This window comes from Streptomyces sp. NBC_01232, assembly GCF_035989885.1.
Classification (GTDB): domain Bacteria; phylum Actinomycetota; class Actinomycetes; order Streptomycetales; family Streptomycetaceae; genus Streptomyces.
This window is the reverse complement of the sequence record NZ_CP108518.1, coordinates 2,378,505-2,404,378: the sequence shown is the minus strand read 5'-3', so window position 1 is coordinate 2,404,378 and position 25,874 is coordinate 2,378,505. Positions and strand designations below refer to the sequence as shown.

Here is a 25,874-nt window from a genome sequence, read left to right as displayed (position 1 = left end):
GGTTCTGCAACGCCCGACCGTACCGCTCAGTGCCCGCGATCTGTCACCCGGCCGACGTAGGATTCGAAGCTGCCCCCTCACCCCCGCCCCCGGAGGACCCGCGCCGTGACAAAGCCGCCGTTCACGCACCTGCACGTCCACACCCAGTACTCCCTGCTGGACGGTGCCGCGCGGCTGAAGGACATGTTCAACGCGTGCAACGAAATGGGCATGACGCACATCGCGATGTCCGACCACGGCAATCTGCACGGCGCCTATGACTTCTTCCACACGGCGCAGAAGGCCGGGGTCACGCCGATCATCGGCATCGAGGCGTACGTCGCCCCCGAGTCCCGGCGCAACAAGCGGCGCATCCAGTGGGGCCAGCCGCACCAGAAGCGCGACGACGTCTCCGGTTCCGGCGGTTACACCCACAAGACCATCTGGGCGTCGAACGCCACCGGCCTGCACAACATCTTCCGGCTGTCCTCCGACGCGTACGCCGAGGGCTGGCTCACGAAGTGGCCGCGGATGGACAAGGAGACCATCTCCAAGTGGTCCGAGGGCCTGATCGCCTCCACCGGCTGCCCGTCCGGCGAGGTGCAGACCAGGCTGCGGCTCGGCCAGTTCGACGAGGCCGTGCAGGCCGCCTCCGACTACAAGGACATCTTCGGCGAGGGGCGCTACTTCCTGGAGCTGATGGACCACGGCATCGAGATCGAGCGCCGGGTCCGCGACGGCCTGCTGGAGATCGGCAAGAAGCTCGGCATCCCGCCGCTGGTGACGAACGACTCCCACTACACGTACGCCAGCGAGGCCGGCGCCCACGACGCCCTGCTCTGCATCCAGACCGGCAAGAACCTCTCGGACCCGGACCGCTTCCGCTTCGACGGCACCGGTTACTACCTGAAGTCGACCGACGAGATGTACGCGATCGACTCCTCGGACGCCTGGCAGGAGGGCTGCGCCAACACGCGGCTGGTCGCGGACCAGATCGAGACCGAAGGCATGTTCAAGTTCCGGAACCTGATGCCGAAGTTCGACATCCCGGACGGCCACACCGAGGTCAGCTGGTTCCGCGAGGAGACCATGCGCGGCATGCACCGCCGCTACCCCGGAGGCATTCCGGAGGACCGGATGCAGCAGGCCGAGTACGAGATGGACACGATCATCTCGATGGGCTTCCCCGGCTACTTCCTCGTGGTCGCCGACTTCATCATGTGGGCCAAGAACCAGGGCATCGCGGTGGGCCCGGGCCGAGGCTCCGCGGCCGGCTCGATCGTCGCGTACGCCATGGGCATCACCGACCTCGACCCGCTCACCCACGGTCTGATCTTCGAGCGCTTCCTGAACCCCGAGCGCGTCTCCATGCCCGATGTCGACATCGACTTCGACGAGCGCAGGCGCGTCGAGGTGATCCGGTACGTGACCGAGAAGTACGGCGCCGACAAGGTCGCCATGATCGGCACCTACGGCACCATCAAGGCCAAGAACGCGATCAAGGACTCGGCCCGTGTACTGGGCTACCCCTACGCCATGGGCGACCGGCTCACCAAGGCCATGCCCGCCGACGTCCTCGGCAAGGGCATCCCGCTCTCCGGCATCCTCGACCCGCAGCACCCCCGCTACGGCGAGGCCGGCGAGATCCGCGGGATGTACGAGAACGAGCCGGACGTGAAGAAGGTCATCGACACCGCCCGCGGTGTCGAGGGCCTGGTCCGCCAGATGGGCGTGCACGCCGCCGGCGTGATCATGTCCAGCGAGACGATCACCGACCACGTACCCGTCTGGGTGCGGCACACCGACGGCGTCACCATCACCCAGTGGGACTACCCGAGCTGCGAGTCGCTCGGCCTGCTGAAGATGGACTTCCTCGGCCTGCGCAACCTCACGATCATGGACGACGCCGTCAAGATGGTGAAGGCCAACAAGGGGATCGACATCGATCTCCTCGGCCTCCCGCTCGACGACCCCAAGACCTTCGAACTGCTCGGCCGCGGCGACACCCTCGGCGTCTTCCAGTTCGACGGCGGGCCCATGCGCTCCCTGCTGCGCCTGATGAAGCCCGACAACTTCGAGGACATCTCCGCCGTCTCGGCCCTGTACCGGCCGGGCCCGATGGGCATGAACTCGCACACGAACTACGCCCTGCGCAAGAACAAGCAGCAGGAGATCACCCCGATCCACCCCGAGCTGGAGGGTCCGCTCGAAGAGGTGCTCGCGGTCACCTACGGCCTGATCGTCTACCAGGAGCAGGTCCAGAAGGCCGCCCAGATCATCGCCGGGTACTCGCTCGGCGAGGCCGACATCCTGCGCCGCGTGATGGGCAAGAAGAAGCCCGAGGAGCTGGCGAAGAACTTCGTCATCTTCGAGGAAGGCGCCAAGAAGAAGGGCTTCAGCGACCAGGCGATCAAGGCGCTGTGGGACGTCCTGGTCCCCTTCGCCGGCTACGCCTTCAACAAGGCCCACTCGGCCGCGTACGGCCTGGTCTCCTACTGGACCGCCTACCTCAAGGCGAACTTCCCGGCCGAGTACATGGCCGGCCTGCTCACCTCGGTCAAGGACGACAAGGACAAGTCCGCGATCTACCTGAACGAGTGCCGCCGGATGGGCATCAAGGTCCTGCCGCCGAACGTGAACGAGTCCGAGCCGAACTTCGCGGCCCAGGGCGACGACGTGATCCTCTTCGGCCTCACCGCGGTGCGCAACGTCGGCACGAACGTCGTGGAGTCGATCATCAGGACCAGGAAGGCGAAGGGGAAGTTCTCCTCCTTCCCCGACTTCCTGGACAAGGTCGAGGCCGTCGTCTGCAACAAGCGCACCGTCGAGTCGCTGATCAAGGCCGGCGCCTACGACGAGATGGGCCACACCCGCAAGGGCCTGGTCGCGCACCACGAGCCGATGATCGACAACGTGGTCGCGGTCAAGCGCAAGGAGGCCGAGGGACAGTTCGACCTCTTCGGCGGAATGGGTGACGAGAACGCGAGCGACGAGCCCGGCTTCGGCCTCGACGTGGAGTTCTCCGACGTCGAGTGGGAGAAGTCCTACCTGCTCGCCCAGGAGCGCGAGATGCTCGGCCTCTACGTCTCCGACCACCCGCTCTTCGGCCTGGAGCACGTGCTCTCCGACAAGACCGACGCCGGAATCTCCCAGCTGACCGGCGGCGAGCACTCCGACGGCGCGGTCGTCACCATCGGCGGCATCATCTCGGGCCTCCAGCGCAAGATGACCAAGCAGGGCAACGCCTGGGCCATCGCCACCGTCGAGGACCTGGCCGGCTCCATCGAATGCATGTTCTTCCCCGCGACCTACCAGCTCGTCTCCACCCAGCTGGTCGAGGACACCGTGGTCTTCGTCAAGGGCCGCCTCGACAAGCGCGAGGACGTCCCCCGCCTGGTCGCCATGGAGATGATGGTCCCCGACCTCTCCTCCGCCGGCACCAACGCCCCGGTGGTCCTCACCATCCCCACCGTGAAGGTCACCCCGCCGATGGTGACCCGTCTGGGCGAGATCCTGCGCCACCACCAGGGCAACAGCGAAGTCCGCATCAAGCTCCAGGGACCCCGCACCACCACCGTGCTGCGTCTCGACAAGCACCGGGTCAAGCCCGACCCCGCCCTCTTCGGCGACCTCAAGGTGCTGCTCGGGCCGTCCTGCCTGGCCGGATAGCATCCCGGGCACGAGAGCGGCAGTACGCGCGGAAGGGCCCGCCCGGTGTCACCGGGCGGGCCCTTCCGCGTTCGAGTACGGCCGTCAGTTGTGGCCGAACTTCTTCTCCTTGCGCTTGTGCGCCATGTCCATCGGGCTCGGCGCCGAGGAGGGCATCGACTCGGTCTCCGACGTGCCCTTGGTCGGATCCTGCCCCGACCGGGGCTGCTGCTTGGCGGGCTGCTTCTGGTTCTTGTTCTTGGCCATGGTGGAACCTCCGTGAGGGTCTAGGGGCCAGGACCGCCTTCACACTCACACAGGGCCAGAAACCGCGCATTTTGGATCATTACTGCGCGTAGCCGGTGCCCCCCGCCCCGTCGGGAGTGAGATCCGCCACGCCGATGATCGAGTTCCGGCCTTCAACGCCCTTGGGGTCGGGCAGACTCGGGGAACCCGCCGAAAAGCACAGAGGACCCCCAGGGAAGAGGGTGGAACGCGTGGACCGCTGCGTCGTCCTGGTGGACGCCGGCTACCTGCTGGGTGCCGCCGCCAGCCTTCTCGCCGGGGAGCCCTCCCGCTCCCGGATCACCATCGACCATGCCGCCCTCATCCAGGGCCTGCGCGAGCGGGCCGAGGCCGACACCGAGCAGCCCCTGCTGCGCATCTACTGGTTCGACGGCGCGCCCGACCGGGTGCCCCAGCCCGAGCACCGGCGGCTGCGCGTCATGCCGCGCGTCACCGTCCGCCTGGGCGCCCTGACCCGGAGCGACGGCCGCTGGGCGCAGAAGGGCGTCGACGCCGCCATGCACGCCGAGCTCACCGAGCTCGCCCGCAACCGGGCCTGCTCCGACGTCGTACTCGTCACCGGCGACGGAGACCTGCTGCCCGGCCTGATGTCCGCCAAGGAACACGGCGTCGCCGTCCACCTGTGGGCCGTCCAGGCCGCCGACGGGGACTACAACCAGTCCGAGGACCTCGTCGCCGAGGCCGACGAACGCCGCGTCCTGGACCGGGCCTGGATCACCCGGGCCGTCCGCGCCAAGGACCTCACCGGACTGTGCTCCCCGCCGCCCGCACCCCGCCCCGACATCGCCGCCATCCTCTCGGCGCCGCTGCCCGAGGCCGCGCTCGCCGAGGCCGCCCGCAACGGCGCCGCCGTCACCGGCGAGGAGGAGCCGGGCGGGGTCCCCGTACCGGCGCCCACCACCCCCGGCGGCAAACCCGTACCGACCCCCAAGGACCTCGCCGGAGCCCTGCGCGCCCCCGGACAGCAGGGCGGCCCGCAGGCCGCGCCGAGCGGCGCCCACGCCCCCGCCAGCGCCCTGCGCTGGTCCTCCGACAAGGGCTGGATCGACCGGGCCGGACCGCTGGGCGAGCCCGCCGAGACCGCCTCGCTGCCCACCCTCGCCCAGCTCACCAGCGCCGAACAGCGCTGGGCGGACCGGGAGGAGGACATCACCACCGTCGGCGGCGACCCGTTCGAGGTGGGACAGGTGTTCGCCCGGCGCTGGATGGAACGCCTCCCGGAGACCGTGCACCTGCAGAAGCTGGCCACGATGTACCCGCGGATCCCGCACCGGATCGACGGCGAACTGCTGCGCTACGCCGCCCGGTTCGGGCTGCTCGCGCACAAGGACGACCAGATCGACGAGCACGACCGCTACGCCATCAGGGCCGGGTTCTGGCGGGAGATCGACGTCCGCGCCGCCGCCGAACACGTGGCCGCCGTACCGGCCTCCGCGCCCGGAGCCGGCCCCGGCGACCTCGCCGCCCCGCTGACCCCGACGGCCGAGTAGGGGCGGGAACCCCGTAGGCTGCTCCCTCGTGAGTACGGGCACAGCACAGGCGCGAGAAGGCACGGCGGCAGCCGCAGGAGCGGCGCCGGACGTGATTTGCGCGGTGCGTGACCTGGTCAAGACGTATCCCGCGGTACGCGGCCGGCGCGGGGCCCCCGCCCTGCCCGAGACCCGCGCCAACGACGGGATCTGCCTGGACGTCCGGCGCGGCGAGATCTTCGGCCTGCTCGGCCCCAACGGCGCCGGCAAGTCCACGCTGGTCCGCCAGCTCACCGGCCTGATGCGGCCCGACTCCGGCTCGGTGACCCTGCTCGGCCACGACCTCGTACGCCACCCCGAGCGGGCCGCGCGGCTCCTGGCCTACCTGGGGCAGGAATCCACCGCCCTGGACGAGCTCACCGTGGCGCTTGCCGTCGAGACCACCGGACGGCTGCGCGGGCAGGGCGTCCGCGCCGCCCGCGCCGCACGCGACGCCGTGCTCGAGGAACTCGGGCTGACCGCGATCGCAGGACGGGCCCTGAAGAAACTCTCCGGCGGCCAGCGCCGCCTCGCCTGCTTCGCCACCGCACTGGTGGGGGAGCGGCCCGTACTCGTCCTCGACGAGCCCACCACCGGGATGGACCCGCTGGCCCGGCGGGCCGTGTGGTCCGCCGTCGACCGGCGGCGCGCGCAGCACGGCACGACGGTGCTGCTCGTCACCCACAACGTCATCGAGGCCGAGACCGTCCTGGACCGGGTCGCCGTCGTCGACCAGGGCAAGGTCATCGCCTGCGACACGCCCGCCGGGCTCAAGGCCACCGTCTCGGGCGAGGTCCGGCTGGAGCTGGTGTGGCGCGAGGACGCTCCGCTGGAGGTGCCGGAGGTCGCCCGGCTGCGCGACCTGGCCGTCGAGTCCGGGCGCCGCTGGGTGCTCCGGCTGGCGCCGGACCAGGCGAGGGCGGCGGTGGCCTCGGTCACCGGGAGCCCCGCATTCGCCGCGCTCGACGACTTCACCCTGGCGACCCCCAGCCTGGAAGACGTGTACCTGGCCCTCGGCGGTAGGACGAAAGGGCTGGTGAAGTCGTGAGCGACCGTTCCACGGGAGCCGTCCGGGCCGTGCTCGAGCCCGGTACCGCGCCGTCACCGGCCGTGGGCGCCGCGCCGGCGGCCGCGGACGACGGCCGTGCCCAGGCACCGCAGCCCGCACCGCTGGCGCCCCGCGCGCGCTTCTTCCCCGCCCTGGCCGCCGTGTACCGGGCCCAGCTGTCCCGCGCCCGGGTGGCACGCATCCCGCTGCTGTTCGTCGCGACCTTCCAGTCCGTCGGGATCATGATCCTGATGCGGGGCGTCGTCGACGGGGGATCCGAGGCCCGCGCCGTCGTCGCCGGGTCCTCGGTGCTCGTCGTCGCCTTCGTCGCGCTGAACCTGCTCGCCCAGTACTTCGGGCAGCTGCGGGCCGGCGGCGGGCTCGACCATTACGCCACCCTGCCGGTGCCGCCCGCGTCCGTGGTGCTGGGCGCGGCCGCCGCGTACGCCTCCTTCACGCTGCCCGGCACCCTCGTCACCGCCGTCTTCGGCTGTCTGCTCTTCGGGCTGCCGATGAGCGGGCTGTGGATCCTGGCCGCCGTCGTTCCGCTGGCCGGGGCCGCACTGGCCGGACTCGGCGCGGCGCTGGGGCTGCTGGCACCGCGGCAGGAGCTGGCCACCCTCGCGGGGCAGCTCGGCATGTCGGCGGCGCTGCTGCTCGGGGTGCTGCCGCCGGAACGGATGCCGGACGTGATCGTGTGGGCCCGCGACCTGCTGCCGTCCACGTACGGCGTCGAGGCGTTCGCCCGTACCTTCGCCCCGGAACCGGACTGGGCCGCCGTCGCCTTCGACCTGGGCGTGTGCGGGGCCGTGGGCGTCCTCTCGCTGACCGTCGCGACCTGGGCGTACCGCCGGGCGGCCGTCCGCTGAAGCGGTCCGCCGACGCCGCTGCCGGGCACACCTGGCACGATGTGGGGGTGACCGAAGCCGTGACCCCGCCCTCCCCCCTCGACCCGCCGCCGCTCCCGCCCGAGAAGCCGGGCGCCGCCGCCGGGGCGATCACCCCGGAGGACATCCGTGACGGGGCCGTCGTCGCCCTGCTCGTCGGGCTGGCCGGACTGCTCCTCGGCCTGCTGTGGGTGTGGCTGGCGCCCCGCGTGCAGTACGTCTCCAACGGGGAGGCCGTGTTCCTGCGCGACAGCGAGAGCGAGGCGCGGATCGCCTCCGACGGCACCTTCTTCCTGCTGTCGCTCGGGCTGGGCGTGCTGAGCGCCGTCGGCACCTTCCTGTGGCGCCGGGCCGGTGGCGTGCCGCTGGTGATCGGGCTCGGGCTCGGGGCCGTGTTCGGCGCGCTGGTGGGGTGGCGGTTCGGGCTGTGGCTGGGACCGTCGTCGGACCTGGTCGCCGCCGCGAAGGCGGCGGGCAAGGGGGTTCCGTTCGACGCGCCGCTGGAGCTGCTCGCGCACGGGGCGCTGCTGGCGTGGCCGATGACCGCCGTGCTGCTGCACCTCGGGCTGACCGCGTTGTGGTCGCCGCGGGAGCCCGATCCCGAGCCCGTGCACGGCTGGAGCGGGTACTACCAGGCGCCGCCGCCCGCCGGCTCCGCCTCCTCGGCCCCGGAGACCCCCCGCGCCTGATCCCGCAGGGCTCCGCCCCGGCACGACCCGAAGGAGACGGCTCAGGCGCGGGCGATCGGGGCCAGGGTGGCTGCGGTGAGGGTGGTCAGGTCCGACGGGGAGAGTTCGATCTCCAGTCCGCGGCGGCCCGCCGAGCAGCAGACCGTGGCGTGCTCCGAGGCCGAGGTGTCGATCACCGTACGCAGCCGCTTGCGCTGTCCCAGCGGGGAGATGCCGCCGCGGACGTAGCCCGTGGTGCGCTCTGCCAGGGCCGGGTCGGCCATCGCCGCCCGCTTGCCGCCCACCGCCGTCGCCAGGGCCTTGAGGTCCAGTGATCCCGACACCGGGACCACCGCCACCGTCAGGACCCCGTCCACGTCCGCGACCAGGGTCTTGAACACCTGGGCGGGCGAGACGCCGAGCGCCTGCGCGGCCTCCTCCCCGTACGAGGGATGCGCCGGGTCGTGCTCGTAGGCGTGCGTGGTGAAGGCGACGCCCGCCGCCGTCAGGGCGACGATCGCCGGGGTGCCTGCCGCCTGCTTGGTCTTCTTCGCCATCGGGGTGCGCTCAGTTCGGGCTCGTCGGGGCACGGGTCAGGTCCACCGCCGGCAGGGACGGGAGGTGGCGGATCACCGCCGTCTCCGTACGCAGCAGCTTCAGCTCCTCCGCCAGCCGGGTCGCGGTGTCCGGGGCCTGGAGCAGCCGCTGCTTCGCGGGGATGTCCAGTACCGCCGCCGCGGCCACCAGGTAGGAGACCACCGAGGGCTCGTCGGGGAGCTCCGCGCCGGTCAGGGACCGCTCCCGGGCCCCGGCCAGCCGCTTCTGGTAGGTGCGGAAGGCCCGCAGCACCCCCTCGGCCAGGACGCCCGCACCGTCGCCCGCGTCCTCCGGCAGCTCCTCCAGCTCCGCCGTCAGGAAGGGACCCGAGGCGTCGACCGAGACCAGACGGACCCGCGTCGTACCGGTCGCCAGGACCTCGAAGCTGCCGTCCTCCCGCTCCCGGACGGTCGCCGCGTCGGCGATGCAGCCCACCCGGTGGAAGGACTGGATCGGGTCGGGGCCGAAGCCCGCCGCCGGGCCGCGCTCGGGCAGGGCCGTCTGGTCCGGCAGGCCGGGCGCGGTCGGCGCGACCTCCCGGCCGTCGCGGATCGCGACGACCGCGAAGCGTCGCGGCTCGTCCTCGCCCGTCTTCAGCAGCTCGCGCATCATGGCGCGATAACGCTCCTCGAAGATGTTCAGCGGGAGGACGAGTCCCGGGAACAGCACCGAGTTCAGCGGGAAGAGGGGCAGGCGAACGGTGGTCACCTGGCACAGGGTAATCGCCCGGGACCCGGAGGGTGTCCGGCGTTTGAGGGGCGGACGGCGGCACGTCCGCGATCGGCCGGACGACCCCCGCCGCCGTCAGCCGCGCCGCAGCAGCCGGGAGGCTCCCGCCGCCACCGTCGTGGCGAGGATCCAGCCCATGATCACGAGGCCCGCCGCCCCCCACTGCCAGCCGCCCGCCAGCTTCCACTGGCCCTGCTGACCGAGGTCGATCACCGGGAGCAGCAGGTCCAGCGCGTACAGGGCGGCGCTCCACTCGGGGTGCTCGTCCTGCTTGATCGCCGGCGGGTCGAGCTGTGAGAACATCAGCGCCCCCGCCGCCCACAGCACCGCCATCCACAGCGCGGCCCGGCCCGGGCGGTACCCGTAGACCACCGTCCAGTCCTGGAGGTACCCCCACGCCTTCGGCGCCGGCGGCAGCGTGGCCCGGCGCCGGCGCTGCTTGGCCAGCAGCACCTCCCGGGCGTCCTGGTCCTCGCCGCTCGCCCGCAGTACGGCGGCCAGCCGCTCGTACGGCTCCGGCGAGTACTCGGGAGTCGCCGCAGCCACCCACTCCAGGCGCCGGGAGAGCGGGAAGTGTCCCCGGGGCGCGAGGGTCTCGTAGACGAACCCCTCGATGGACACCCCGCCCGGGCCAGGCCAGGCCGTGGACGTGTCGACGAGCTTGACCACCTTGGCCCCGGACACCACCACCCGCCCCTGCTCCGGCCGCTCGCCGACGAAACGGAACTCGGGGGTCTGGATCCGGCGCAGGGAGATCTCCTGATCGGCCGTGAGCGTGAAGCGCGCGCCGTAGAAGTCGATGGCGTCCCCGAAACGGCCGTCGTCCAGCCGGAGCCCGCCCCGGCACTCGAAGGGCCGGGCCCGCTGACCGCGCGTGGGCGTCGCCCCCAGCCCGTACGGGGGAGTGGAGGAGCCCCCGCCCGCCGCGTAGTCCAGCGCGATCGAGGTCAGGTACAGGGTCCGCTCGACGGTCAGCTGCGGGGCGTTCATCGCGTACCGCCCGTACGGATTGCGCAGGCGGGCCCCGCGCAGGTTCATCGACACGCCGACCTTGGCCCCGCGCAGGCTCACCTCGCCGTACGTCTCCAACAGCTCGCCCTGTAAGTCCTGCGCGACCGACATCCCGTCCGCGGCGATCGCCCGCCCCTTGCTGTCCCGCTGCACCACGGCCTGGCTGACCAGCAGGTCGGTGCCGATCTGCGCGTCGGTCAGCCGGATCCCGCGCGCCACCCGGCAGCGCGGCAGATGCAGATCGCCCTCGGTGTGCAGCCGGGCGGCCTCCAGCCGCGGTATCGCGCAGTTGATCAGGCGCAGCGTGCCGAAGCGGGCCTCGGACAGCTGGATCTCGCTGTCGAAGCGGCAGGACTGGACCTCCACGTACGGGGCCACCGCGCCGCCGGACAGTTCCAGCCGCCCGCTGATCCGCACCCCGCGCAGCTTGAGGGAGGCCACCCGGCCCGGCACCGGCGGCGGCCCGTGCAGCAGCAGCCGTGCGACCACCCGGGCGCGGACGCTGCGCTCGGGCCCCCAGACGTGCTCGGCGTGCGGATCGTCGCGGTCGGCGACGCGGGTGCTGAGATCGCAGACGCTGCCCGTGCGGTACGCCTCCCACATGCGCCGTTCGGCGGCGGTGAGATCCGCCGGTTCCTCGTCCGTGCGCGCCTCGGTCACGGCGGCCCCCCCTCCGCTGTCATCTACGTGTAGGGGAACGCTAACGGGCGCCTGTGACATCCGGGGCCCGTATCAGCCAGTGATACGGGCGAACGGTGGCGCGAAGCGGTCTGAGAGAATTGTGAGGTGATCTCTCGTATCGACCTGCGCGGTGACGCCCTCCCCGAGGGCGGCGCCCTGCGCGATCTGCTGCCCCGTGCCGAGTTCGACGTAGAAGCTGCCCTGGAGAAGGTGCGGCCCATCTGCGAGGACGTCCATCATCGTGGCACGGCGGCGCTGATCGAGTACGCGCAGAAGTTCGACGGGGTCGAGCTCTCGCAGGTCCGGGTGCCCGCGGAGGCCATCAAGGCCGCCCTGGAGCAGCTGGACCCGGCCGTCCGCGCGGCCCTCGAGGAGTCGATCCGGCGCGCCCGGATCGTGCACCGCAACCAGCGCCGCACCGAGCACACCACCCAGGTGGTCCCCGGCGGCACGGTGACCGAGAAGTGGGTTCCGGTGGAGCGCGTGGGGCTGTACGCCCCGGGCGGCCGCTCGGTGTACCCGTCCTCCGTCGTCATGAACGTCGTCCCGGCCCAGGAGGCGGGCGTCGAGTCGATCGCGCTCGCGTCCCCGCCGCAGAAGGAGTTCGACGGGCTGCCCCACCCGACGATCCTCGCCGCGTGCGCGCTGCTCGGCGTGGACGAGGTGTACGCGGCCGGTGGCGCCGTGGCCGTCGCCATGTTCGCGTACGGCACCGAGGACTGCCTGCCGGTCAACATGGTGACCGGCCCCGGCAACATCTGGGTCGCCGCAGCCAAGCGCTACTTCACCGGGAGGATCGGCATCGACACCGAGGCCGGCCCGACCGAGATCGCCGTCCTCGCCGACTCCACCGCCGACCCGGTGCACGTCGCCGCCGACCTGATCAGCCAGGCCGAGCACGACCCGCTGGCCGCGGCCGTGCTCGTCACGGACTCCGCGGAGCTCGCGGACGCCGTCGAGAAGGAGCTGGAGCCCCAGGTCGCCGCGACCAAGCACGTCGAGGACCGGATCAAGCCCGCGCTGGCCGGCAAGCAGTCCGCGATCGTGCTGGTCGACAGCCTGGAGGACGGCCTCAAGGTCGTCGACGCGTACGGCGCCGAGCACCTGGAGATCCAGACCGCCGACGCCGCCGCCTGGGCCGCCCGGGTCCGCAACGCCGGCGCGATCTTCGTCGGCCCGTGGGCCCCGGTCTCCCTCGGCGACTACTGCGCCGGGTCCAACCACGTGCTGCCCACCGGCGGCTGCGCCTGCCACTCCTCCGGCCTGTCCGTGCAGTCCTTCCTGCGCGGCATCCACATCGTGGACTACACGCGCGACGCCCTCGCCGAGGTCACCCACCACGTGGTGACGCTGGCCGAGGCCGAGGACCTGCCCGCGCACGGCGCCGCCCTGAAGGCGCGCTTCGGATGGAAGGTGCCCACCGTATGACCGCCGGCATCGGCATCGACGACCTCCCCATCCGGGACGAGCTGCGCGGCAAGAGCCCCTACGGCGCCCCGCAGCTCGACGTGCCCGTCCAGCTGAACACCAACGAGAACCCGTACGAGCTGCCCCCAGAGCTCGTCGCGCGCATCGCCGAGCGAGTCGCCGAGGCCGCCCGCACCCTCAACCGCTACCCCGACCGGGACGCGGTCGAGCTGCGCACCCAGCTGGCCGCCTATCTCACCCGTACCGGCAAGCACCCGGTCGCGCGGGAGAACGTATGGGCGGCCAACGGCTCCAACGAGGTCATCCAGCAGCTGCTGCAGACCTTCGGCGGACCCGGCCGCACCGCCCTCGGCTTCGAGCCCTCCTACTCGATGCACGCGCTGATCTCCCGCGGCACCGGCACCGGCTGGATCTCCGGGCCGCGCCGCGAGGACTTCACGATCGACGTGGAGGCGGCGGAGCAGGCCATCGGCGAGAACGCCCCCGACGTCGTCTTCATCACCTCGCCCAACAACCCCACGGGCACCGCGGTCGAGGCCGAGACGGTCCTCGCCCTCTACGAGGCCGCGCAGGCGGCCAAGCCGTCCCTGGTGATCGTGGACGAGGCGTACGTGGAGTTCAGCCACCGGGACTCGCTGCTGCCCCTCATCGAGGGCCGCCCGAACCTGGTGGTCTCCCGGACCATGTCCAAGGCCTTCGGAGCGGCCGGTCTGCGCCTGGGCTACCTGGCCGCGCATCCCGCCGTCGTCGACGCCGTCCAGCTGGTGCGCCTGCCGTACCACCTGTCGGCCGTCACCCAGGCCACCGCGCTGGCCGCCCTGGAGCACACCGACACCCTGCTCGGCTACGTCGAGCAGCTCAAGGCCGAGCGCGACCGCCTGGTCGTGGAACTGCGGGCCATCGGCTTCGAGGTCACCGAATCCGACGCGAACTTCATCCAGTTCGGGAAGTTCGAGGACTCGCACACCGCCTGGCAGAAGATCCTCGACCAGGGCGTCCTGGTCCGGGACAACGGCGTACCGGGATGGCTGCGGGTCACCGCGGGCACCCCGGCGGAGAACGACGCGTTCCTGGAAGCGGTTCGCGCACTGAAGAAGGAGCAGCACGCATGAGCCGCATCGGACGGGTCGAACGGACCACCAAGGAGACCTCGGTCGTCGTCGAGATAAACCTCGACGGCACCGGCCAGGTCGACGTCTCGACGGGCGTGGGCTTCTACGACCACATGCTCGACCAGCTCGGCCGCCACGGCCTCTTCGACCTCACCGTCAAGACCGAGGGCGACCTGCACATCGACAGCCACCACACCATCGAGGACAGCGCCCTCGCGCTGGGCGCCGCCTTCAAGCAGGCCCTCGGCGACAAGGTCGGCATCTACCGCTTCGGCAACTGCACCGTGCCGCTCGACGAGTCCCTCGCCCAGGTGACCGTCGACCTGTCCGGCCGCCCCTACCTCGTGCACACCGAGCCCGAGAACATGGCGCCGATGATCGGCACGTACGACACGACGATGACCCGGCACATCTTCGAGTCCTTCGTCGCGCAGGCCCAGATCGCCCTGCACATCCACGTCCCGTACGGCCGCAACGCCCACCACATCGTGGAGTGCCAGTTCAAGGCGCTGGCCCGCGCCCTGCGCTACGCCGCCGAGTTCGACCCGCGCGCGGCCGGCATCCTGCCCTCCACGAAGGGCGCCCTCTAGCCGTGAACGGCCTCAACACCGTCCTGATCGTCGTCGGCCTGTTCCTGGCCGGCGGCGTCTACTCCTTCCAGAAGCAGAAGATGCCCATGTCGGTCATCGTCCTGCTCGCCCTCGGCTCCGTGATGTGTCTGGTCGCCGGAGTCCTGCGAATCCAGGGAATTTGGGAATGAGCGCAGTCCGCCCCACCAAGAAGGTCGTCGTCTTCGACTACGGCTTCGGCAACGTCCGCTCCGCCGAGCGCGCCCTCGCCCGCGTCGGCGCCGACGTCGAGATCACCCGCGACTACGACAAGGCCATGGACGCCGACGGACTCCTCGTCCCCGGCGTCGGCGCCTTCTCCGCCTGCATGCAGGGCCTCAAGGAGGCGCGCGGCGACTGGATCATCGGCCGCCGGCTCTCCGGCGGGCGCCCCGTCATGGGCATCTGCGTCGGCATGCAGATCCTCTTCGAGCGCGGCATCGAGCACGGCGTCGAGACCGAGGGCCTGGACGAGTGGCCCGGCACGGTCGGCCCGCTCAGGGCCCCGATCGTTCCCCACATGGGCTGGAACACCGTCGAGGCCCCGGCCGACAGCCAGGCCTTCAAGGGCCTGGACGACGACGCGCGGTTCTACTTCGTGCACTCCTACGCGGCGCGCGACTGGAGCCTGGAGATCACCAACCCGCTGATCCGCGCCCCCAAGGTCACCTGGGCCACCCACGGCGAGCGGTTCGTGGCGGCGGTGGAGAACCGGGCCCTGTGGGCCACCCAGTTCCACCCCGAGAAGTCCGGTGACGCCGGCGCCCAGCTCCTCACCAACTGGATCGAGACCCTGTGATGACCGCACCCACGCTCGAACTCCTCCCCGCGGTCGACGTCCGCGACGGGCAGGCCGTCCGCCTCGTGCACGGGGTGTCCGGCAGCGAGACCTCCTACGGCTCCCCCCTGGAGGCGGCCCTCGCCTGGCAGCGCTCCGGCGCCGAATGGCTGCACCTGGTCGACCTGGACGCCGCCTTCGGCACCGGCGACAACCGAGCCCTGGTCGCCGAGATCACCGGCGCCATGGACATCAAGGTCGAGCTCTCCGGCGGCATCCGCGACGACGCCTCGCTCGCGGCGGCCCTCGCCACCGGCTGCACCCGCGTCAACCTGGGCACCGCCGCCCTGGAGACCCCCGAGTGGGCCGCGAAGGCCATCGCCGAGCACGGCGACAGGATCGCCGTCGGCCTCGACGTCCGCGGCACCACCCTCAAGGGCCGCGGCTGGACCAGCGAGGGCGGCGACCTCTACGAGACCCTCGCCCGACTGGACTCCGAGGGCTGCGCCCGCTACGTCGTCACCGACATCGGCAAGGACGGCACGCTCACCGGCCCCAACCTGGAGCTGCTGAAGAACGTCTGCGCCGCCACCGACCGGCCCGTCGTCGCCTCCGGCGGCATCTCCTCGCTCGACGACCTGCGGGCGCTGTCCGAGCTGGTCCCCCTCGGCGTCGAGGGCGCGATCGTCGGCAAGGCCCTGTACGCCAAGGCCTTCACCCTGGAAGAAGCCCTGAAGGTGGTCTCCGCATGAGCATCTCCCCCGACTCCACGGCCGGCGTACGCCGCATCTCCTCCGGCGGTGCCTACGAGGACGTGATCGGCTACTCGCGCGCGGTGGCCCTCTCCAACGGCCTGGTCCTGGTCTCCGGCTGCACCGCCGCCGATGCGGGCGGCCCGTACGACCAGACGGTCAAGGCCTTCGAGGTCGCCTTCAAGGCCCTCGCCGAGGCCGGCATGGGCCCCGAGGACGTCGTCCGCACCCGGATGTACCTCACGCACGCCCGGGACGTCGAAGAGGTGGGCCGCGCCCACAAGCAGCTCTTCGACGCGGTCCGGCCCGCCGCGACCATGCTCATCGTCTCCGGCTTCGTCGACCCCGGCATGGTCGTCGAGGTGGAGGTCGAGGCGTTCAAGGCGGTGACCGCATGAGCCTCGCCGTACGCGTGATCCCCTGCCTGGACGTGGACAACGGCCGGGTCGTCAAGGGCGTCAACTTCCAGAACCTGCGCGACGCCGGTGACCCGGTGGAGATGGCCAAGCTGTACGACGCCGAGGGCGCCGACGAGCTGACCTTCCTCGACATCACCGCGTCCTCCGGGAACCGCGAGACCACCTACGACGTGGTGCGCCGCACCGCCGAGCAGGTCTTCATCCCGCTCACGGTGGGCGGCGGCGTCCGCACGGCCGACGACGTGGACAAGCTGCTGCGGGCCGGCGCGGACAAGGTGGGCGTGAACACGGCCGCCATCGTCCGCCCCGAGCTCATCCAGGAGATCGCGGAGCGCTTCGGCCGGCAGGTGCTCGTCCTGTCCGTGGACGCGCGCCGCACCGCCGCCGGGACCTTCGAGGTCACCACGCACGGCGGCCGCCAGGGCACCGGCATCGACGCGGTCGAGTGGGCGCACCGGGCCGCGGAGCTGGGCGCGGGCGAGATCCTGCTCAACTCGATGGACGCGGACGGCACCAAGGACGGCTACGACGTCGAGATGATCGCGGCGGTCCGCAAGCACGTCACGGTGCCCGTGATCGCCTCGGGCGGCGCGGGGAAGCTGGCGCACTTCGCCCCGGCGATCGAGGCGGGGGCGGATGCGGTGCTCGCGGCGTCGGTGTTCCACTTCGGCGACCTGCGCATCGCCGAGGTCAAATCCGCCCTCCGCGAAGCGGGCCACCCCGTCCGCTGACCCCCTCCCGGGTGGTGCGGCTTCCCCTCCCGGGCGGTGCCGGTGTCTTTCCGGGTGCGGGCACCGGCCCGCACCCGGGAGCGCAACCGCACCGCCCGGCCAGGGCAAAGGCGGGCACCGGCCCGCACCCGCACCGCCCGGCCAGGGCAAGGGCGGCCGGGGTCAGATGCCGAGGGCCGCCACCGTCAGCTTGGCGACCGCCTCCTTCTCACCGTCGAGCGACACCGCCGCCGCTTCCTGCCGGCCGAAGCAGAACAGCGTCAGTTCCCCCGGCTCGCCGGTCACGGTGACCACCGGCGCGCCCTTGTGCGCCACCGCCGTCTGCCCGTTCGGGCGCCTCAGCACCAGGCCCACCGGCGAGCGGCGGCCCGTCAGCCGGGCCAGCTTCTCCAGCCGGGACCACAGCGCGTCCGAGAACACCGGGTCCAGCTCCCGAGGCGACCAGTCCGGCTGCGCCCGGCGGACGTCCTCCGCGTGCACGTAGAACTCGACGGCGTTCGCCGCCTCGTCGATCTGCTTCAGCGAGTACACCGACATCCTCGGCGGGCCGGTCCTGATCAGCTGGAGCAGCTCCTCGTACGGCTTGGCCGCGTACTCCTCCATCGCCCGGTCCAGGCGGCCCTTCAGCACGTTCAGCAGCAGGCCGCCCGCCGCGTCGGGCCGCCGCTCCCGCACCACCACGTGCGCGGCCAGCTCACGGCAGGTCCAGCCGGCGCACAGCGTGGGGGCCTCCGGACCGGCCGCCTCCAACAGGTCCGCCAACAGCAGGCGTTCACGCTTCGCATGGGTAGACATGCGGGCCAGCCTACGGCGGTAACACGCCGAGCGCCCGCTCATCAGGCGGACGGGGATCAATACCCCCACCCCGGCCCGGCACAATGTCCACATGAGTACGTCCCCCCGCCCCGGCAACCTCGACCCCGCCATCGCCGCGCGCCTCAAGCGCTCCGCGGACGGCCTGATCCCGGCCATCGCCCAGCAGTACGACACCGGTGAGGTGCTCATGCTCGGCTGGATGGACGACGAGGCCCTGCACCGCACCCTGACCACCGGCCGCTGCACCTACTGGTCCCGCAGCCGCCAGGAGTACTGGGTGAAGGGGGACACTTCCGGCCACTTCCAGCACGTGAAGTCCGTCGCGCTCGACTGCGATGCCGACACTGTGCTCGTCCGGGTCGACCAGGTCGGAGCGGCCTGCCACACCGGGGCACGCACCTGCTTCGACGACGATGTCCTCCTCCGCGCAGCCGACTAGGTAGGGTCCCACGCAATGGATCTTGAGACGTTCCGCAAGCTCGCGGCCGACCGCCGCGTGATTCCCGTGAGCCGCAAGCTGCTGGCCGACGGGGACACCCCCGTCGGGCTCTACCGCAAGCTGGCAGCCGAACGCCCCGGCACCTTCCTCCTGGAGTCGGCCGAGAACGGCCGCTCCTGGTCCCGGTACTCCTTCATCGGGGTCCGCAGCAACGCCACCCTGACCGCCCGGGACGGCCGGGCGCACTGGATCGGCACCCCGCCCGTCGGCGTACCCACCGACGGCGATCCCCTCGACGCGCTGCGAGCCACCGTCGAGGCCCTGCACACCCCCCGCGACCTCGCGGGCGCCATGCCCCCCTTCACCGGCGGCATGGTCGGCTACCTCGGCTACGACATCGTGCGGCGCCTGGAGCGCATCGGCGAGCACACCAGCGACGACCTGGAGCTCCCCGAGCTGACCATGCTGCTCACCTCCGACCTGGCGGTCATGGACCACTGGGACGGCACCGTCCAGCTCATCGCCAACGCCATCAACCACAACGACCTGGACTCCGGGGTCGACGAGGCGTACGCGGACGCCGTGGCCCGCCTCGACGCGATGGAGGCCGACCTGGCGCGCCCCGCCCCGTACGTGCCGGCCGCGCTGCCCGCCTCCGAGCTGCCCGAGTTCTCCGCCCTGTGGGGCGGCGAGAAGTACCAGGCGGCCGTCGAGGACATCAAGGAGCGGATCCGGGCCGGCGAGGCCTTCCAGGTGGTGCCCTCGCAGCGGTTCGAGACCCCCTGCCACGCCTCCGCGCTGGACGTCTACCGGGTGCTGCGGGCCACCAACCCGTCCCCGTACATGTACCTCTTCCGCTTCGAGAACGGCTTCGACGTGGTCGGCTCCAGCCCCGAGGCGCTGGTCAAGGTCGAGGACGGCCGGGCCATGGTCCACCCCATCGCGGGCACCCGCCACCGCGGCGCGACGCCGCAGGAGGACCACGAGCTCGCCGAGGAGCTGATGGCGGACCCGAAGGAGCGCGCCGAGCACCTGATGCTCGTCGACCTGGGCCGCAACGACCTGGGCCGGGTCTGCGAGCCGGGCTCCGTGGAGGTCGTGGACTTCATGAGCGTCGAGCGGTACTCGCACGTCATGCACATCGTGTCCACCGTCACCGGGCGGGTCGCCGAGGGCCGGACCGCCTTCGACGTGCTCACCGCCTGCTTCCCGGCCGGCACCCTGTCCGGCGCGCCCAAGCCCCGCGCCATGCAGATCATCGAGGAGCTGGAGCCCTCCCGCCGCGGCCTGTACGGCGGTTGTGTGGGCTACCTGGACTTCGCCGGGGACTCCGACACGGCCATCGCCATCCGTACCGCGCTGCTGCGGGACGGAACGGCGTACGTGCAGGCCGGAGCCGGTGTCGTCGCCGACTCGGTGCCCGAACTGGAGGACAACGAGTGCCGCAACAAGGCGGCCGCCGTGCTGCGGGCGGTGGGAGCGGCGAACCGCCTCCACGGCTCGTGAGGGCGTAGGGGATAGTGGGGTACGTGAGTGCCGTACCCCCGCCCCGAAACGAAGCCGACCCCGACGCCGAGCCCGAGGCCCCGGACAGCCGCAGCGGCCGCCGCAGCGTGGCCGTCGCCCTGCTGCTCGGCGCCCTCGGCGCCACCGTCGTCCTGCTCGCCTCCGGCCGGACCTGGGCCCGGGGCACCGCCGCCATCGGCACCGACTCGCTCCAGCTGGCCGCCGACGGGCGGGCCGTCACCGGCCTCCCCGCGGCCCTGGCCATCGTGGGCCTCGCCGCCCTGGTCGCCGTCTTCGCCGTACGCGGCAGGAGCCGGCTGCTGGTGTCGGGGCTGCTCGCGCTCAGCGGCCTCGGTGCGGCGCTGTCCGCGGTCCTCGGCGGCGACGGCCGCAGCGCCCTGGACGCGCAGGCCGTCCGTACGACCGCCGACAGCGCGGCGCACGTGGCCGGCCTGACCCAGACCACGTGGCCCTACGTGACGGCCGCCGGTGCGGTCCTGATCCTGGCCGCCGGACTGCTGGCCCTGCGCTTCGGCCGGAGCTGGCCCTCGATGGGGGGCCGCTACGAGCGTGACGGCAGCCCGCGCCGGCGGACTGTCGCGGCGGTGGATCCGGACCGGCCGGAAGATCTGTGGAAGGCTCTGGACCGCGGCGAGGACCCGACCACCGACCCGGGCGCCGACCGGGCCCACTGACCCGACCCCCCTGGACGGCGAGGCCGCCCGGTGCGGGACAATGTCCCCGAGCGTCCGACACAGACCGCACGTTCGACCCAGCAGCGCGACAGAGCAACGAGGAGCAACTCATGGCGGGCACTAGCCACGGACACACCCCGGCCGCCTGGACCGGTGTCATCATTGCCTTCATCGGTTTCTGCATCTCCGGCGCCTTCATGGTGATCGCGAACCCGCTGGGCTTCTGGGCCGGCCTCGTCGTCGTCGTGCTCGGCGGTGTCGTCGGCATGGCCATGCGGGCCGCGGGCATGGGCGCGCCGAAGGCCGCGCACAAGGACCTCGCCGAGGTCATCGCCGCTTCCAAGGTTCCCGCCAAGGTCTGAGCGCGCGAGCGACGCGGGCCGGAGCGACGCGCGCCGAAGCAACGCAGCCGAAAGGCGCGGCCCCGCCGGGCTGCGCCTTTTGTCATGAGCGGAGAGAATCAGCAGGTGGACGCCTCTCGCACCCCCGATGCCGCGCCGACCCCGGTGCCCGTGCCCGTCCCGCCCGCGGCGCCCGCCGAGCGGCCCTCCCGGGTCCGGCGGCTGGCCGTCCCGGCGCTCTACCTGGCCGGGGCCGTGGCCGCCTTCGGGTACGTGGGCGCCGTGGATCCCAATGAGCCCGGCCACTACCCGGTGTGCCCGCTGTTCCGGCTGACGGGCGTCCTGTGTCCGGGCTGCGGCGGCCTGCGCAGCGCGCACGCGTTCGCCCACGGCGATCTGGTGACCGCATTCGGGGCGAACGCGCTCGCGGTCGTGGGCTACTTCGTCTTCGCGGGTTTCATGGCCCTGTGGCTGGTTCGCGCCTATCGCGGCGGGCCGACCCCGAAGTTCGTCCTGCGTCCGAGGTACTGGTGGCCGATCGGCGCCCTGGCGCTGGTTTTCGTCATTGTCCGAAATCTCTCTTTCGGCTCCGCACTGGCGCCCTGAGCCCCCGGGGCAGGCCCTATGAAGCACGGATTCCGAATGTCCAGTTACTGGGACGACGTCAACCGGGTGCGGAGGGCGACGCGTCCTGCGGATACCATTTGAATGCCGACCTTGTTTTTGTACGTGTCTGCAAGGCGGCCGAACGTCATCGACCCGGAAGGGGGCCGCTCGCGTGAGTGTGCTCGACGAGATCATCGAAGGGGTCCGCGAAGACCTTGCCGAACGGCAGGCCCGCGTGAGCCTCGACGAGCTCAAGGAGCGTGCCGCCAAGGCGCCCCAGGCCAAGGACGGCGTCGCCGCACTGCGCGGTGACAGCGTCAAGGTGATCTGCGAGGTCAAGCGCTCCAGCCCCTCCAAGGGCGCGCTGGCCGCCATCGCCGATCCGGCCGGGCTCGCCGCCGACTACGAGGCGGGCGGTGCGGCGGTCATCTCCGTCCTCACCGAGCAGCGCCGTTTCGGCGGCTCGCTGGCCGACCTGGAGGCCGTCCGCGCCCGCGTGGACATCCCGATCCTGCGCAAGGACTTCATCGTCACGGCGTACCAGCTCTGGGAGGCCCGCGCCTACGGCGCCGACCTCGTCCTGCTGATCGTCGCGGCCCTGGAGCAGGAGGCCCTCGTCTCCCTCATCGAGCGGGCCGAGTCCATCGGTCTCACCCCGCTCGTCGAGGTCCACGACGAGGAGGAAGTGGAGCGCGCGGTCGCCGCCGGCGCCAAGATCATCGGCGTCAACGCCCGCAACCTCAAGGACCTCAAGGTCGACCGCTCCACCTTCGAGCGCGTCGTCGGCGAGATCCCGGACCACATCGTCAAGATCGCCGAGTCCGGCATCCGTGGCCCGCACGACCTGATCGCCTACGCGAACGAGGGCGCCGACGCCGTCCTCGTCGGGGAGTCCCTGGTGACCGGCCGCGACCCGAAGGCGGCCGTGGCCGACCTCGTCGCCGCCGGCGCCCACCCCGCCCTGCGCCACGGGCGGAGCTGACCCGAAACCATGGCCCACGACCGCTCCTCCGTCCGCACCCGGCCCGGCTCCCGCCCGGCCGCGGTGTCGACGACGCACGCGCCCCTGGCGCGCGGCTGCCGCCCCCGCGGCTGCCGCGCCCCGGCCCGGCGCGTGCACGGGCGGCGGGTCCGGTACGTGATCGGCTCGGAGCCCGGTCAGGTCAACGGCATGCGATGGCGCCGCGGAGGCGCGCTGTAACGAGGGCTGCCCCGGCCCGGTACGCGAGACGTACCGCGCCGCGAGCGGCTCCCGTACGGCCTGACGGCCCGGGCCGCCGGCTCCGGACGCGGGCTGCCCGCACGTACTGCACGCACATTCCCCAGCGGGGTGTGCGCGGTACTTGCGGTCGGCGCAATACGGTGAATCCACCCGCCGCATCTCGCACCCGTAGGAGCACTGGACATGTCCAGCGAGTTCTTCCTTCCGGACCCGGAGGGTCACGTTCCCAACGCCGAGGGTTACTTCGGTGACTTCGGCGGCAAGTTCATCCCGGAGGCGCTCGTCGCCGCCGTGGACGAGGTCGCCGTCGAGTACGAGAAGGCCAAGGTCGACCCGGCCTTCGCGGCCGAGCTCAACGACCTCATGGTCAACTACACCGGCCGCCCGAGCTCCCTCACCGAGGTGCCCCGCTTCGCCGAGCACGCCGGCGGCGCCCGGATCTTCCTCAAGCGCGAGGACCTGAACCACACCGGCTCGCACAAGATCAACAACGTGCTGGGCCAGGCGCTGCTCACCAAGCGCATGGGCAAGACCCGCGTCATCGCCGAGACCGGCGCCGGTCAGCACGGCGTGGCCACCGCCACCGCCTGCGCCCTCTTCGGCCTCGAGTGCACCATCTACATGGGCGAGGTCGACACCCAGCGCCAGGCCCTCAACGTGGCCCGCATGCGCATGCTGGGCGCCGAGGTCATCGCCGTGAAGTCCGGCTCCCGGACGCTCAAGGACGCGATCAACGAGGCGTTCCGCGACTGGGTCGCCAACGTCGACCGGACCCACTACCTCTTCGGCACCGTCGCGGGTCCCCACCCCTTCCCGGCCATGGTCCGCGACTTCCACCGCGTCATCGGCGTCGAGGCCCGCCGCCAGATCCTGGAGCGCGCCGGCCGGCTGCCCGACGCGGTCGCGGCCTGCGTCGGAGGCGGCTCCAACGCCATCGGCCTGTTCCACGCCTTCATCCCGGACGCCGGCGTCCGCCTCGTCGGCTTCGAGCCCGCCGGACACGGCGTCGAGACCGGCGAGCACGCGGCCACGCTGACCGCCGGCGAGCCCGGGATCCTGCACGGCTCCCGCTCCTACGTCCTCCAGGACGAGGAGGGCCAGATCACCGAGCCCTACTCCATCTCGGCCGGCCTGGACTACCCGGGCATCGGCCCGGAGCACTCCTACCTCAAGGACTCCGGCCGCGGCGAGTACCGGGCGGTCACCGACGACGCGGCCATGCAGGCCCTGCGCCTGCTGTCGCGCACCGAGGGGATCATCCCGGCGATCGAGTCGGCGCACGCCCTCGCGGGCGCCCTGGAGCTGGGCAAGGAGCTGGGCAAGGACGGCCTGCTGGTCGTCAACCTGTCCGGTCGCGGCGACAAGGACATGGACACGGCGGCCCGCTACTTCGGGCTGTACGACGGCAAGGGGGAGAACCAGTGAGCACCGCCAGTGAGAAGACCGGGCGCATCCAGCTTCTGAGCGACACCCTCGCCAAGGCCAAGTCCGAGGACCGCGCGGCCCTCGTCGCCTACCTGCCGGCGGGCTTCCCGACCGTCGACGGCGCCATCGAGGCGGTCAAGGCCGTCATCGAGGGCGGCGCGGACGTGGTCGAGATCGGCCTGCCGCACAGTGACCCGGTGCTCGACGGCGCGATCATCCAGACCGCCGACGACATCGCCCTGCGCGGTGGCGTCAAGATCGCCGACGTGATCCGCACGGTCCGCGAGGCGCATGAGGCGACCGGGGCCCCGGTCCTGGTGATGACCTACTGGAACCCCATCGACCGCTACGGCGTCGAGCGGTTCACGGCCGAGCTGGCCGCGGCGGGCGGCGCCGGCTGCATCCTGCCGGACCTGCCGGTGCAGGAGTCCGCGCTGTGGCGAGAGCACGCGGAGAAGCACGGTCTGGCGACCGTCTTCGTCGTGGCTCCCAGCAGCAAGGACGCACGTCTGGCCACCATCACGGCGGCGGGCTCCGGCTTCGTCTACGCGGCCTCCCTCATGGGGGTCACCGGAACCCGCGAGTCCGTCGGCAACGAGGCCGCGGACCTGGTCCGCCGCACCCGCGCCACCAGCGACCTCCCGGTCTGCGTGGGCCTGGGCGTCTCCAACGCCGTACAGGCCAAGGAGGTCGCGGGCTTCGCCGACGGCGTGATCGTCGGCTCGGCCTTCGTCAAGCTGCTGCTGGACGCGCCGGACCTGCCGGCCGGGCTGGACGCCGTGCGGGCGCTGGCGGGCGAGCTCGCGCAGGGCGTACGCCGGAGCTGACCGCGCGTTCGAGCACGGGCACGGATGTCTGATCGGGTTCTGTAGCCCGATCGGGTGGAAGTGGGGGCAGGGAGGCACGCGAGTGCCTCCCTGCTTCGTTTGGCGGAACGTGAGCGAGAAGAACGACGGTGCGAACCGCGATGCGACGAAACGATCGGCCCGGGAGCGACTCCTCGTGGAGCGCGAGCGGCAGAAGACCCGGGACAAGCGCCGGCGGACCCTCGTCGTGACGGCGGCGGTGGTCGGCGTCCTCGGACTGGCGACCGTCGTCGGCGTGATCGCGGCCAACACCGGCAAGGACAGCAGCGCCAAGGGCGGCCCGGTCGTCGCCCCCTCCGGGGCCACCGGCAAGGACGCGCTCGCCATCCAGACGGGCAGGCCGGAGGCCAAGTCCACCCTCACCGTCTGGGAGGACTTCCGCTGCCCCGCCTGCAAGGCGTTCGAGGACAATTACCGGGACATCGTCCACGAGCTGGAGGCCAAGGGCCTGCTCAAGGTGGACTACCACCTGGTCACCCTCATCGACGGCAACATGGGCGGCAGCGGCTCCCTGAAGGGGGCGAACGCGGCGGCCTGCGCGCAGGACGCCGGCAAGTTCTCCGAGTACCACGACGTCCTGTTCCAGAACCAGCCGCAGGAGGTCGACGACGCCTACGGCAAGAACGCCAGGCTGCTGGAACTCGCCGGCAAGGTCGAAGGGCTCGACACCCCCGCGTTCCGCGCCTGCGTCGAGGACGGCACCCACAACAGCTGGGTGGGCAAGTCGCAGGAGGCCTTCAGGGCCGGAAAGTTCCGGGGCACGCCCACCGTGCTGCTGAACGGCAAGGACATCTTCTCCGACCAGGCCAACCCGGTGACCCCGCAGAAGCTGAAGGAGCAGGTGGAAGCCGCGGGCGGGGTCGTGAAGCCGTCACCGTCGGGCAGCGCGACACCCGGATCCGGAGGGAAGAACGGGGCCAAGGCCTCACCGTCCGCGTCGCGGACGGGCTCCGGCGGATCGTCCGGAACGGCCTCGAACCGGTCCACCGGTGGCTCGTCGAACGGGTCCTCGCAGGACTGACCGGCGCCCGCGCCATGTGTGGATTTGGTTTCGTCTTGCCGGGCGGG

28 protein-coding genes are annotated in these 25,874 nt (G+C 71.9%); 23 read left to right on the top strand and 5 right to left on the bottom strand.

All coding sequences use genetic code 11. The features are described from left to right. The first annotated feature begins 105 nt into the window (after nt 1–105). A complete protein-coding gene (gene dnaE / locus OG444_RS11320; RefSeq protein ID WP_327262038.1) occupies nt 106–3,648 on the top strand; it encodes a DNA polymerase III subunit alpha in 3,543 nt (1,180 codons plus the stop codon). 84 nt (nt 3,649–3,732) lie between these two features. Here the strand turns inward: dnaE and OG444_RS11315 are convergent, their stop codons facing one another. Continuing rightward, nucleotides 3,733–3,894: a hypothetical protein gene (locus OG444_RS11315; protein ID WP_181382758.1), complete on the bottom strand. Its 162-nt coding sequence runs from the start codon at nt 3,892–3,894 to the stop codon at nt 3,733–3,735. Nucleotides 3,895–4,115: 221 nt separating this feature from the next. Between OG444_RS11315 and OG444_RS11310 the strand changes: the two genes are divergently transcribed. From OG444_RS11310 to OG444_RS11295, 4 genes are all read left to right on the top strand, one after another. After that, on the top strand, nt 4,116–5,423 hold the full coding sequence (locus OG444_RS11310) for an NYN domain-containing protein (protein WP_327262037.1): 1,308 nt from the start codon (nt 4,116–4,118) through the stop codon (nt 5,421–5,423). Nucleotides 5,424–5,451: 28 nt separating this feature from the next. Beyond that, complete coding sequence (locus OG444_RS11305; RefSeq protein ID WP_405788572.1) at nt 5,452–6,489, top strand: ABC transporter ATP-binding protein; 1,038 nt, start codon at nt 5,452–5,454, stop codon at nt 6,487–6,489. A gap of 62 nt (nt 6,490–6,551) precedes the next feature. Continuing rightward, on the top strand, nt 6,552–7,358 hold the full coding sequence (locus tag OG444_RS11300) for an ABC transporter permease (RefSeq protein ID WP_327266739.1): 807 nt from the start codon (nt 6,552–6,554) through the stop codon (nt 7,356–7,358). Nucleotides 7,359–7,405: 47 nt separating this feature from the next. Further along, nucleotides 7,406–8,065 carry a hypothetical protein gene (locus tag OG444_RS11295; RefSeq protein ID WP_327262036.1) on the top strand — a complete coding sequence of 220 codons (660 nt, stop codon included), beginning with the start codon at nt 7,406–7,408 and terminating at the stop codon, nt 8,063–8,065. A gap of 41 nt (nt 8,066–8,106) precedes the next feature. Here OG444_RS11295 and ybaK read toward each other — a convergent pair whose 3' ends face one another. The 3 genes from ybaK to OG444_RS11280 all read right to left on the bottom strand — a co-directional run bounded on the left by ybaK (nt 8,107) and on the right by OG444_RS11280 (nt 11,041). After that, nucleotides 8,107–8,601 carry a Cys-tRNA(Pro) deacylase gene (gene ybaK, locus OG444_RS11290; protein WP_327262035.1) on the bottom strand — a complete coding sequence of 165 codons (495 nt, stop codon included), beginning with the start codon at nt 8,599–8,601 and terminating at the stop codon, nt 8,107–8,109. Between the two features lie 10 nt (nt 8,602–8,611). Beyond that, complete coding sequence (locus tag OG444_RS11285; RefSeq protein ID WP_327262034.1) at nt 8,612–9,349, bottom strand: LON peptidase substrate-binding domain-containing protein; 738 nt, start codon at nt 9,347–9,349, stop codon at nt 8,612–8,614. Between the two features lie 96 nt (nt 9,350–9,445). After that, on the bottom strand, nt 9,446–11,041 hold the full coding sequence (locus OG444_RS11280; RefSeq protein WP_442810492.1) for an oxidoreductase: 1,596 nt from the start codon (nt 11,039–11,041) through the stop codon (nt 9,446–9,448). A 126-nt stretch (nt 11,042–11,167) separates the two neighbouring features. Between OG444_RS11280 and hisD the strand changes: the two genes are divergently transcribed. From hisD to hisF, 8 genes are read left to right on the top strand one after another with little or no spacing between them, the layout of a single operon-like run. Beyond that, the gene (gene hisD / locus OG444_RS11275) at nt 11,168–12,490 is read left to right on the top strand and encodes a histidinol dehydrogenase (RefSeq protein WP_327262033.1); all 1,323 of its coding nucleotides are present in this window, start codon (nt 11,168–11,170) and stop codon (nt 12,488–12,490) included. After that, nucleotides 12,487–13,602 carry a histidinol-phosphate transaminase gene (locus tag OG444_RS11270; protein WP_327262032.1) on the top strand — a complete coding sequence of 372 codons (1,116 nt, stop codon included), beginning with the start codon at nt 12,487–12,489 and terminating at the stop codon, nt 13,600–13,602. Before hisD ends, OG444_RS11270 begins: the two co-directional genes overlap by 4 nt. After that, nucleotides 13,599–14,192 (top strand): imidazoleglycerol-phosphate dehydratase HisB, encoded by a 594-nt coding sequence (gene hisB, locus OG444_RS11265; protein ID WP_030009963.1) that lies wholly within the window; start codon nt 13,599–13,601, stop codon nt 14,190–14,192. Before OG444_RS11270 ends, hisB begins: the two co-directional genes overlap by 4 nt. A 2-nt stretch (nt 14,193–14,194) precedes the next feature. Further along, the gene (locus OG444_RS11260; RefSeq protein WP_327262031.1) at nt 14,195–14,362 is read left to right on the top strand and encodes a hypothetical protein; all 168 of its coding nucleotides are present in this window, start codon (nt 14,195–14,197) and stop codon (nt 14,360–14,362) included. Next, nucleotides 14,359–15,009, top strand: coding sequence for an imidazole glycerol phosphate synthase subunit HisH (gene hisH / locus OG444_RS11255; RefSeq protein ID WP_327262030.1), 651 nt, complete (start codon nt 14,359–14,361; stop codon nt 15,007–15,009). Before OG444_RS11260 ends, hisH begins: the two co-directional genes overlap by 4 nt. Continuing rightward, the gene (gene priA, locus OG444_RS11250; protein WP_327262029.1) at nt 15,009–15,740 is read left to right on the top strand and encodes a bifunctional 1-(5-phosphoribosyl)-5-((5-phosphoribosylamino)methylideneamino)imidazole-4-carboxamide isomerase/phosphoribosylanthranilate isomerase PriA; all 732 of its coding nucleotides are present in this window, start codon (nt 15,009–15,011) and stop codon (nt 15,738–15,740) included. The genes hisH and priA overlap by 1 nt, the downstream gene beginning before the upstream one ends. Continuing rightward, nucleotides 15,737–16,138, top strand: coding sequence for a RidA family protein (locus tag OG444_RS11245; RefSeq protein ID WP_327262028.1), 402 nt, complete (start codon nt 15,737–15,739; stop codon nt 16,136–16,138). Before priA ends, OG444_RS11245 begins: the two co-directional genes overlap by 4 nt. Then, on the top strand, nt 16,135–16,890 hold the full coding sequence (gene hisF / locus OG444_RS11240; protein WP_327262027.1) for an imidazole glycerol phosphate synthase subunit HisF: 756 nt from the start codon (nt 16,135–16,137) through the stop codon (nt 16,888–16,890). Before OG444_RS11245 ends, hisF begins: the two co-directional genes overlap by 4 nt. Before the next feature lie 162 nt (nt 16,891–17,052). On the opposite strand, the gene OG444_RS11235 is transcribed toward hisF, so the two are convergent. Further along, nucleotides 17,053–17,685 carry a TIGR03085 family metal-binding protein gene (locus OG444_RS11235; protein ID WP_327262026.1) on the bottom strand — a complete coding sequence of 211 codons (633 nt, stop codon included), beginning with the start codon at nt 17,683–17,685 and terminating at the stop codon, nt 17,053–17,055. Nucleotides 17,686–17,776: 91 nt separating this feature from the next. Between OG444_RS11235 and hisI the strand changes: the two genes are divergently transcribed. The 10 genes from hisI to OG444_RS11185 all read left to right on the top strand — a co-directional run bounded on the left by hisI (nt 17,777) and on the right by OG444_RS11185 (nt 25,827). After that, a complete protein-coding gene (gene hisI / locus OG444_RS11230; RefSeq protein ID WP_327262025.1) occupies nt 17,777–18,145 on the top strand; it encodes a phosphoribosyl-AMP cyclohydrolase in 369 nt (122 codons plus the stop codon). Between the two features lie 15 nt (nt 18,146–18,160). Beyond that, nucleotides 18,161–19,651 carry an anthranilate synthase component I gene (locus OG444_RS11225; protein ID WP_327262024.1) on the top strand — a complete coding sequence of 497 codons (1,491 nt, stop codon included), beginning with the start codon at nt 18,161–18,163 and terminating at the stop codon, nt 19,649–19,651. Nucleotides 19,652–19,665: 14 nt separating this feature from the next. Then, on the top strand, nt 19,666–20,346 hold the full coding sequence (locus tag OG444_RS11220; RefSeq protein ID WP_327262023.1) for a TIGR02234 family membrane protein: 681 nt from the start codon (nt 19,666–19,668) through the stop codon (nt 20,344–20,346). 110 nt (nt 20,347–20,456) lie between these two features. After that, nucleotides 20,457–20,708, top strand: a complete 252-nt coding sequence (locus tag OG444_RS11215; protein ID WP_327262022.1) for an HGxxPAAW family protein — start codon at nt 20,457–20,459, stop codon at nt 20,706–20,708. A gap of 84 nt (nt 20,709–20,792) precedes the next feature. Beyond that, nucleotides 20,793–21,293, top strand: a complete 501-nt coding sequence (locus OG444_RS11210; RefSeq protein ID WP_401281345.1) for a DUF2752 domain-containing protein — start codon at nt 20,793–20,795, stop codon at nt 21,291–21,293. A gap of 172 nt (nt 21,294–21,465) precedes the next feature. Next, nucleotides 21,466–22,275: an indole-3-glycerol phosphate synthase TrpC gene (gene trpC / locus OG444_RS11205; protein WP_030012837.1), complete on the top strand. Its 810-nt coding sequence runs from the start codon at nt 21,466–21,468 to the stop codon at nt 22,273–22,275. Nucleotides 22,276–22,284: 9 nt separating this feature from the next. After that, entirely contained in the window at nt 22,285–22,494 is a 210-nt protein-coding gene (trpM, locus tag OG444_RS11200; protein WP_327262020.1) for a tryptophan biosynthesis modulator TrpM, read from the top strand. A 204-nt stretch (nt 22,495–22,698) separates the two neighbouring features. Continuing rightward, complete coding sequence (trpB, locus tag OG444_RS11195) at nt 22,699–23,940, top strand: tryptophan synthase subunit beta (RefSeq protein ID WP_327262019.1); 1,242 nt, start codon at nt 22,699–22,701, stop codon at nt 23,938–23,940. Further along, complete coding sequence (trpA, locus tag OG444_RS11190; protein WP_327262018.1) at nt 23,937–24,767, top strand: tryptophan synthase subunit alpha; 831 nt, start codon at nt 23,937–23,939, stop codon at nt 24,765–24,767. Before trpB ends, trpA begins: the two co-directional genes overlap by 4 nt. A gap of 109 nt (nt 24,768–24,876) precedes the next feature. Then, nucleotides 24,877–25,827: a DsbA family protein gene (locus tag OG444_RS11185; protein ID WP_327262017.1), complete on the top strand. Its 951-nt coding sequence runs from the start codon at nt 24,877–24,879 to the stop codon at nt 25,825–25,827. Nucleotides 25,828–25,874 lie beyond the last annotated feature (47 nt).

Excerpts from the sequence above, each read along its gene's own strand:
- OG444_RS11315 (WP_181382758.1), bottom strand. The coding sequence starts at position 3,894 with ATGGCCAAGAACAAGAACCAGAAGCAGCCCGCCAAGCAGCAGCCCCGG.
- ybaK (WP_327262035.1), bottom strand. The coding sequence starts at position 8,601 with ATGGCGAAGAAGACCAAGCAGGCGGCAGGCACCCCGGCGATCGTCGCC.
- OG444_RS11270 (WP_327262032.1), top strand. The coding sequence starts at position 12,487 with ATGACCGCCGGCATCGGCATCGACGACCTCCCCATCCGGGACGAGCTG.
- hisB (WP_030009963.1), top strand. The coding sequence starts at position 13,599 with ATGAGCCGCATCGGACGGGTCGAACGGACCACCAAGGAGACCTCGGTC.
- hisH (WP_327262030.1), top strand. The coding sequence starts at position 14,359 with ATGAGCGCAGTCCGCCCCACCAAGAAGGTCGTCGTCTTCGACTACGGC.
- priA (WP_327262029.1), top strand. The coding sequence starts at position 15,009 with ATGACCGCACCCACGCTCGAACTCCTCCCCGCGGTCGACGTCCGCGAC.
- OG444_RS11245 (WP_327262028.1), top strand. The coding sequence starts at position 15,737 with ATGAGCATCTCCCCCGACTCCACGGCCGGCGTACGCCGCATCTCCTCC.
- hisF (WP_327262027.1), top strand. The coding sequence starts at position 16,135 with ATGAGCCTCGCCGTACGCGTGATCCCCTGCCTGGACGTGGACAACGGC.
- OG444_RS11235 (WP_327262026.1), bottom strand. The coding sequence starts at position 17,685 with ATGTCTACCCATGCGAAGCGTGAACGCCTGCTGTTGGCGGACCTGTTG.
- hisI (WP_327262025.1), top strand. The coding sequence starts at position 17,777 with ATGAGTACGTCCCCCCGCCCCGGCAACCTCGACCCCGCCATCGCCGCG.
- OG444_RS11225 (WP_327262024.1), top strand. The coding sequence starts at position 18,161 with ATGGATCTTGAGACGTTCCGCAAGCTCGCGGCCGACCGCCGCGTGATT.
- OG444_RS11215 (WP_327262022.1), top strand. The coding sequence starts at position 20,457 with ATGGCGGGCACTAGCCACGGACACACCCCGGCCGCCTGGACCGGTGTC.
- OG444_RS11210 (WP_401281345.1), top strand. The coding sequence starts at position 20,793 with ATGAGCGGAGAGAATCAGCAGGTGGACGCCTCTCGCACCCCCGATGCC.
- trpM (WP_327262020.1), top strand. The coding sequence starts at position 22,285 with ATGGCCCACGACCGCTCCTCCGTCCGCACCCGGCCCGGCTCCCGCCCG.
- trpB (WP_327262019.1), top strand. The coding sequence starts at position 22,699 with ATGTCCAGCGAGTTCTTCCTTCCGGACCCGGAGGGTCACGTTCCCAAC.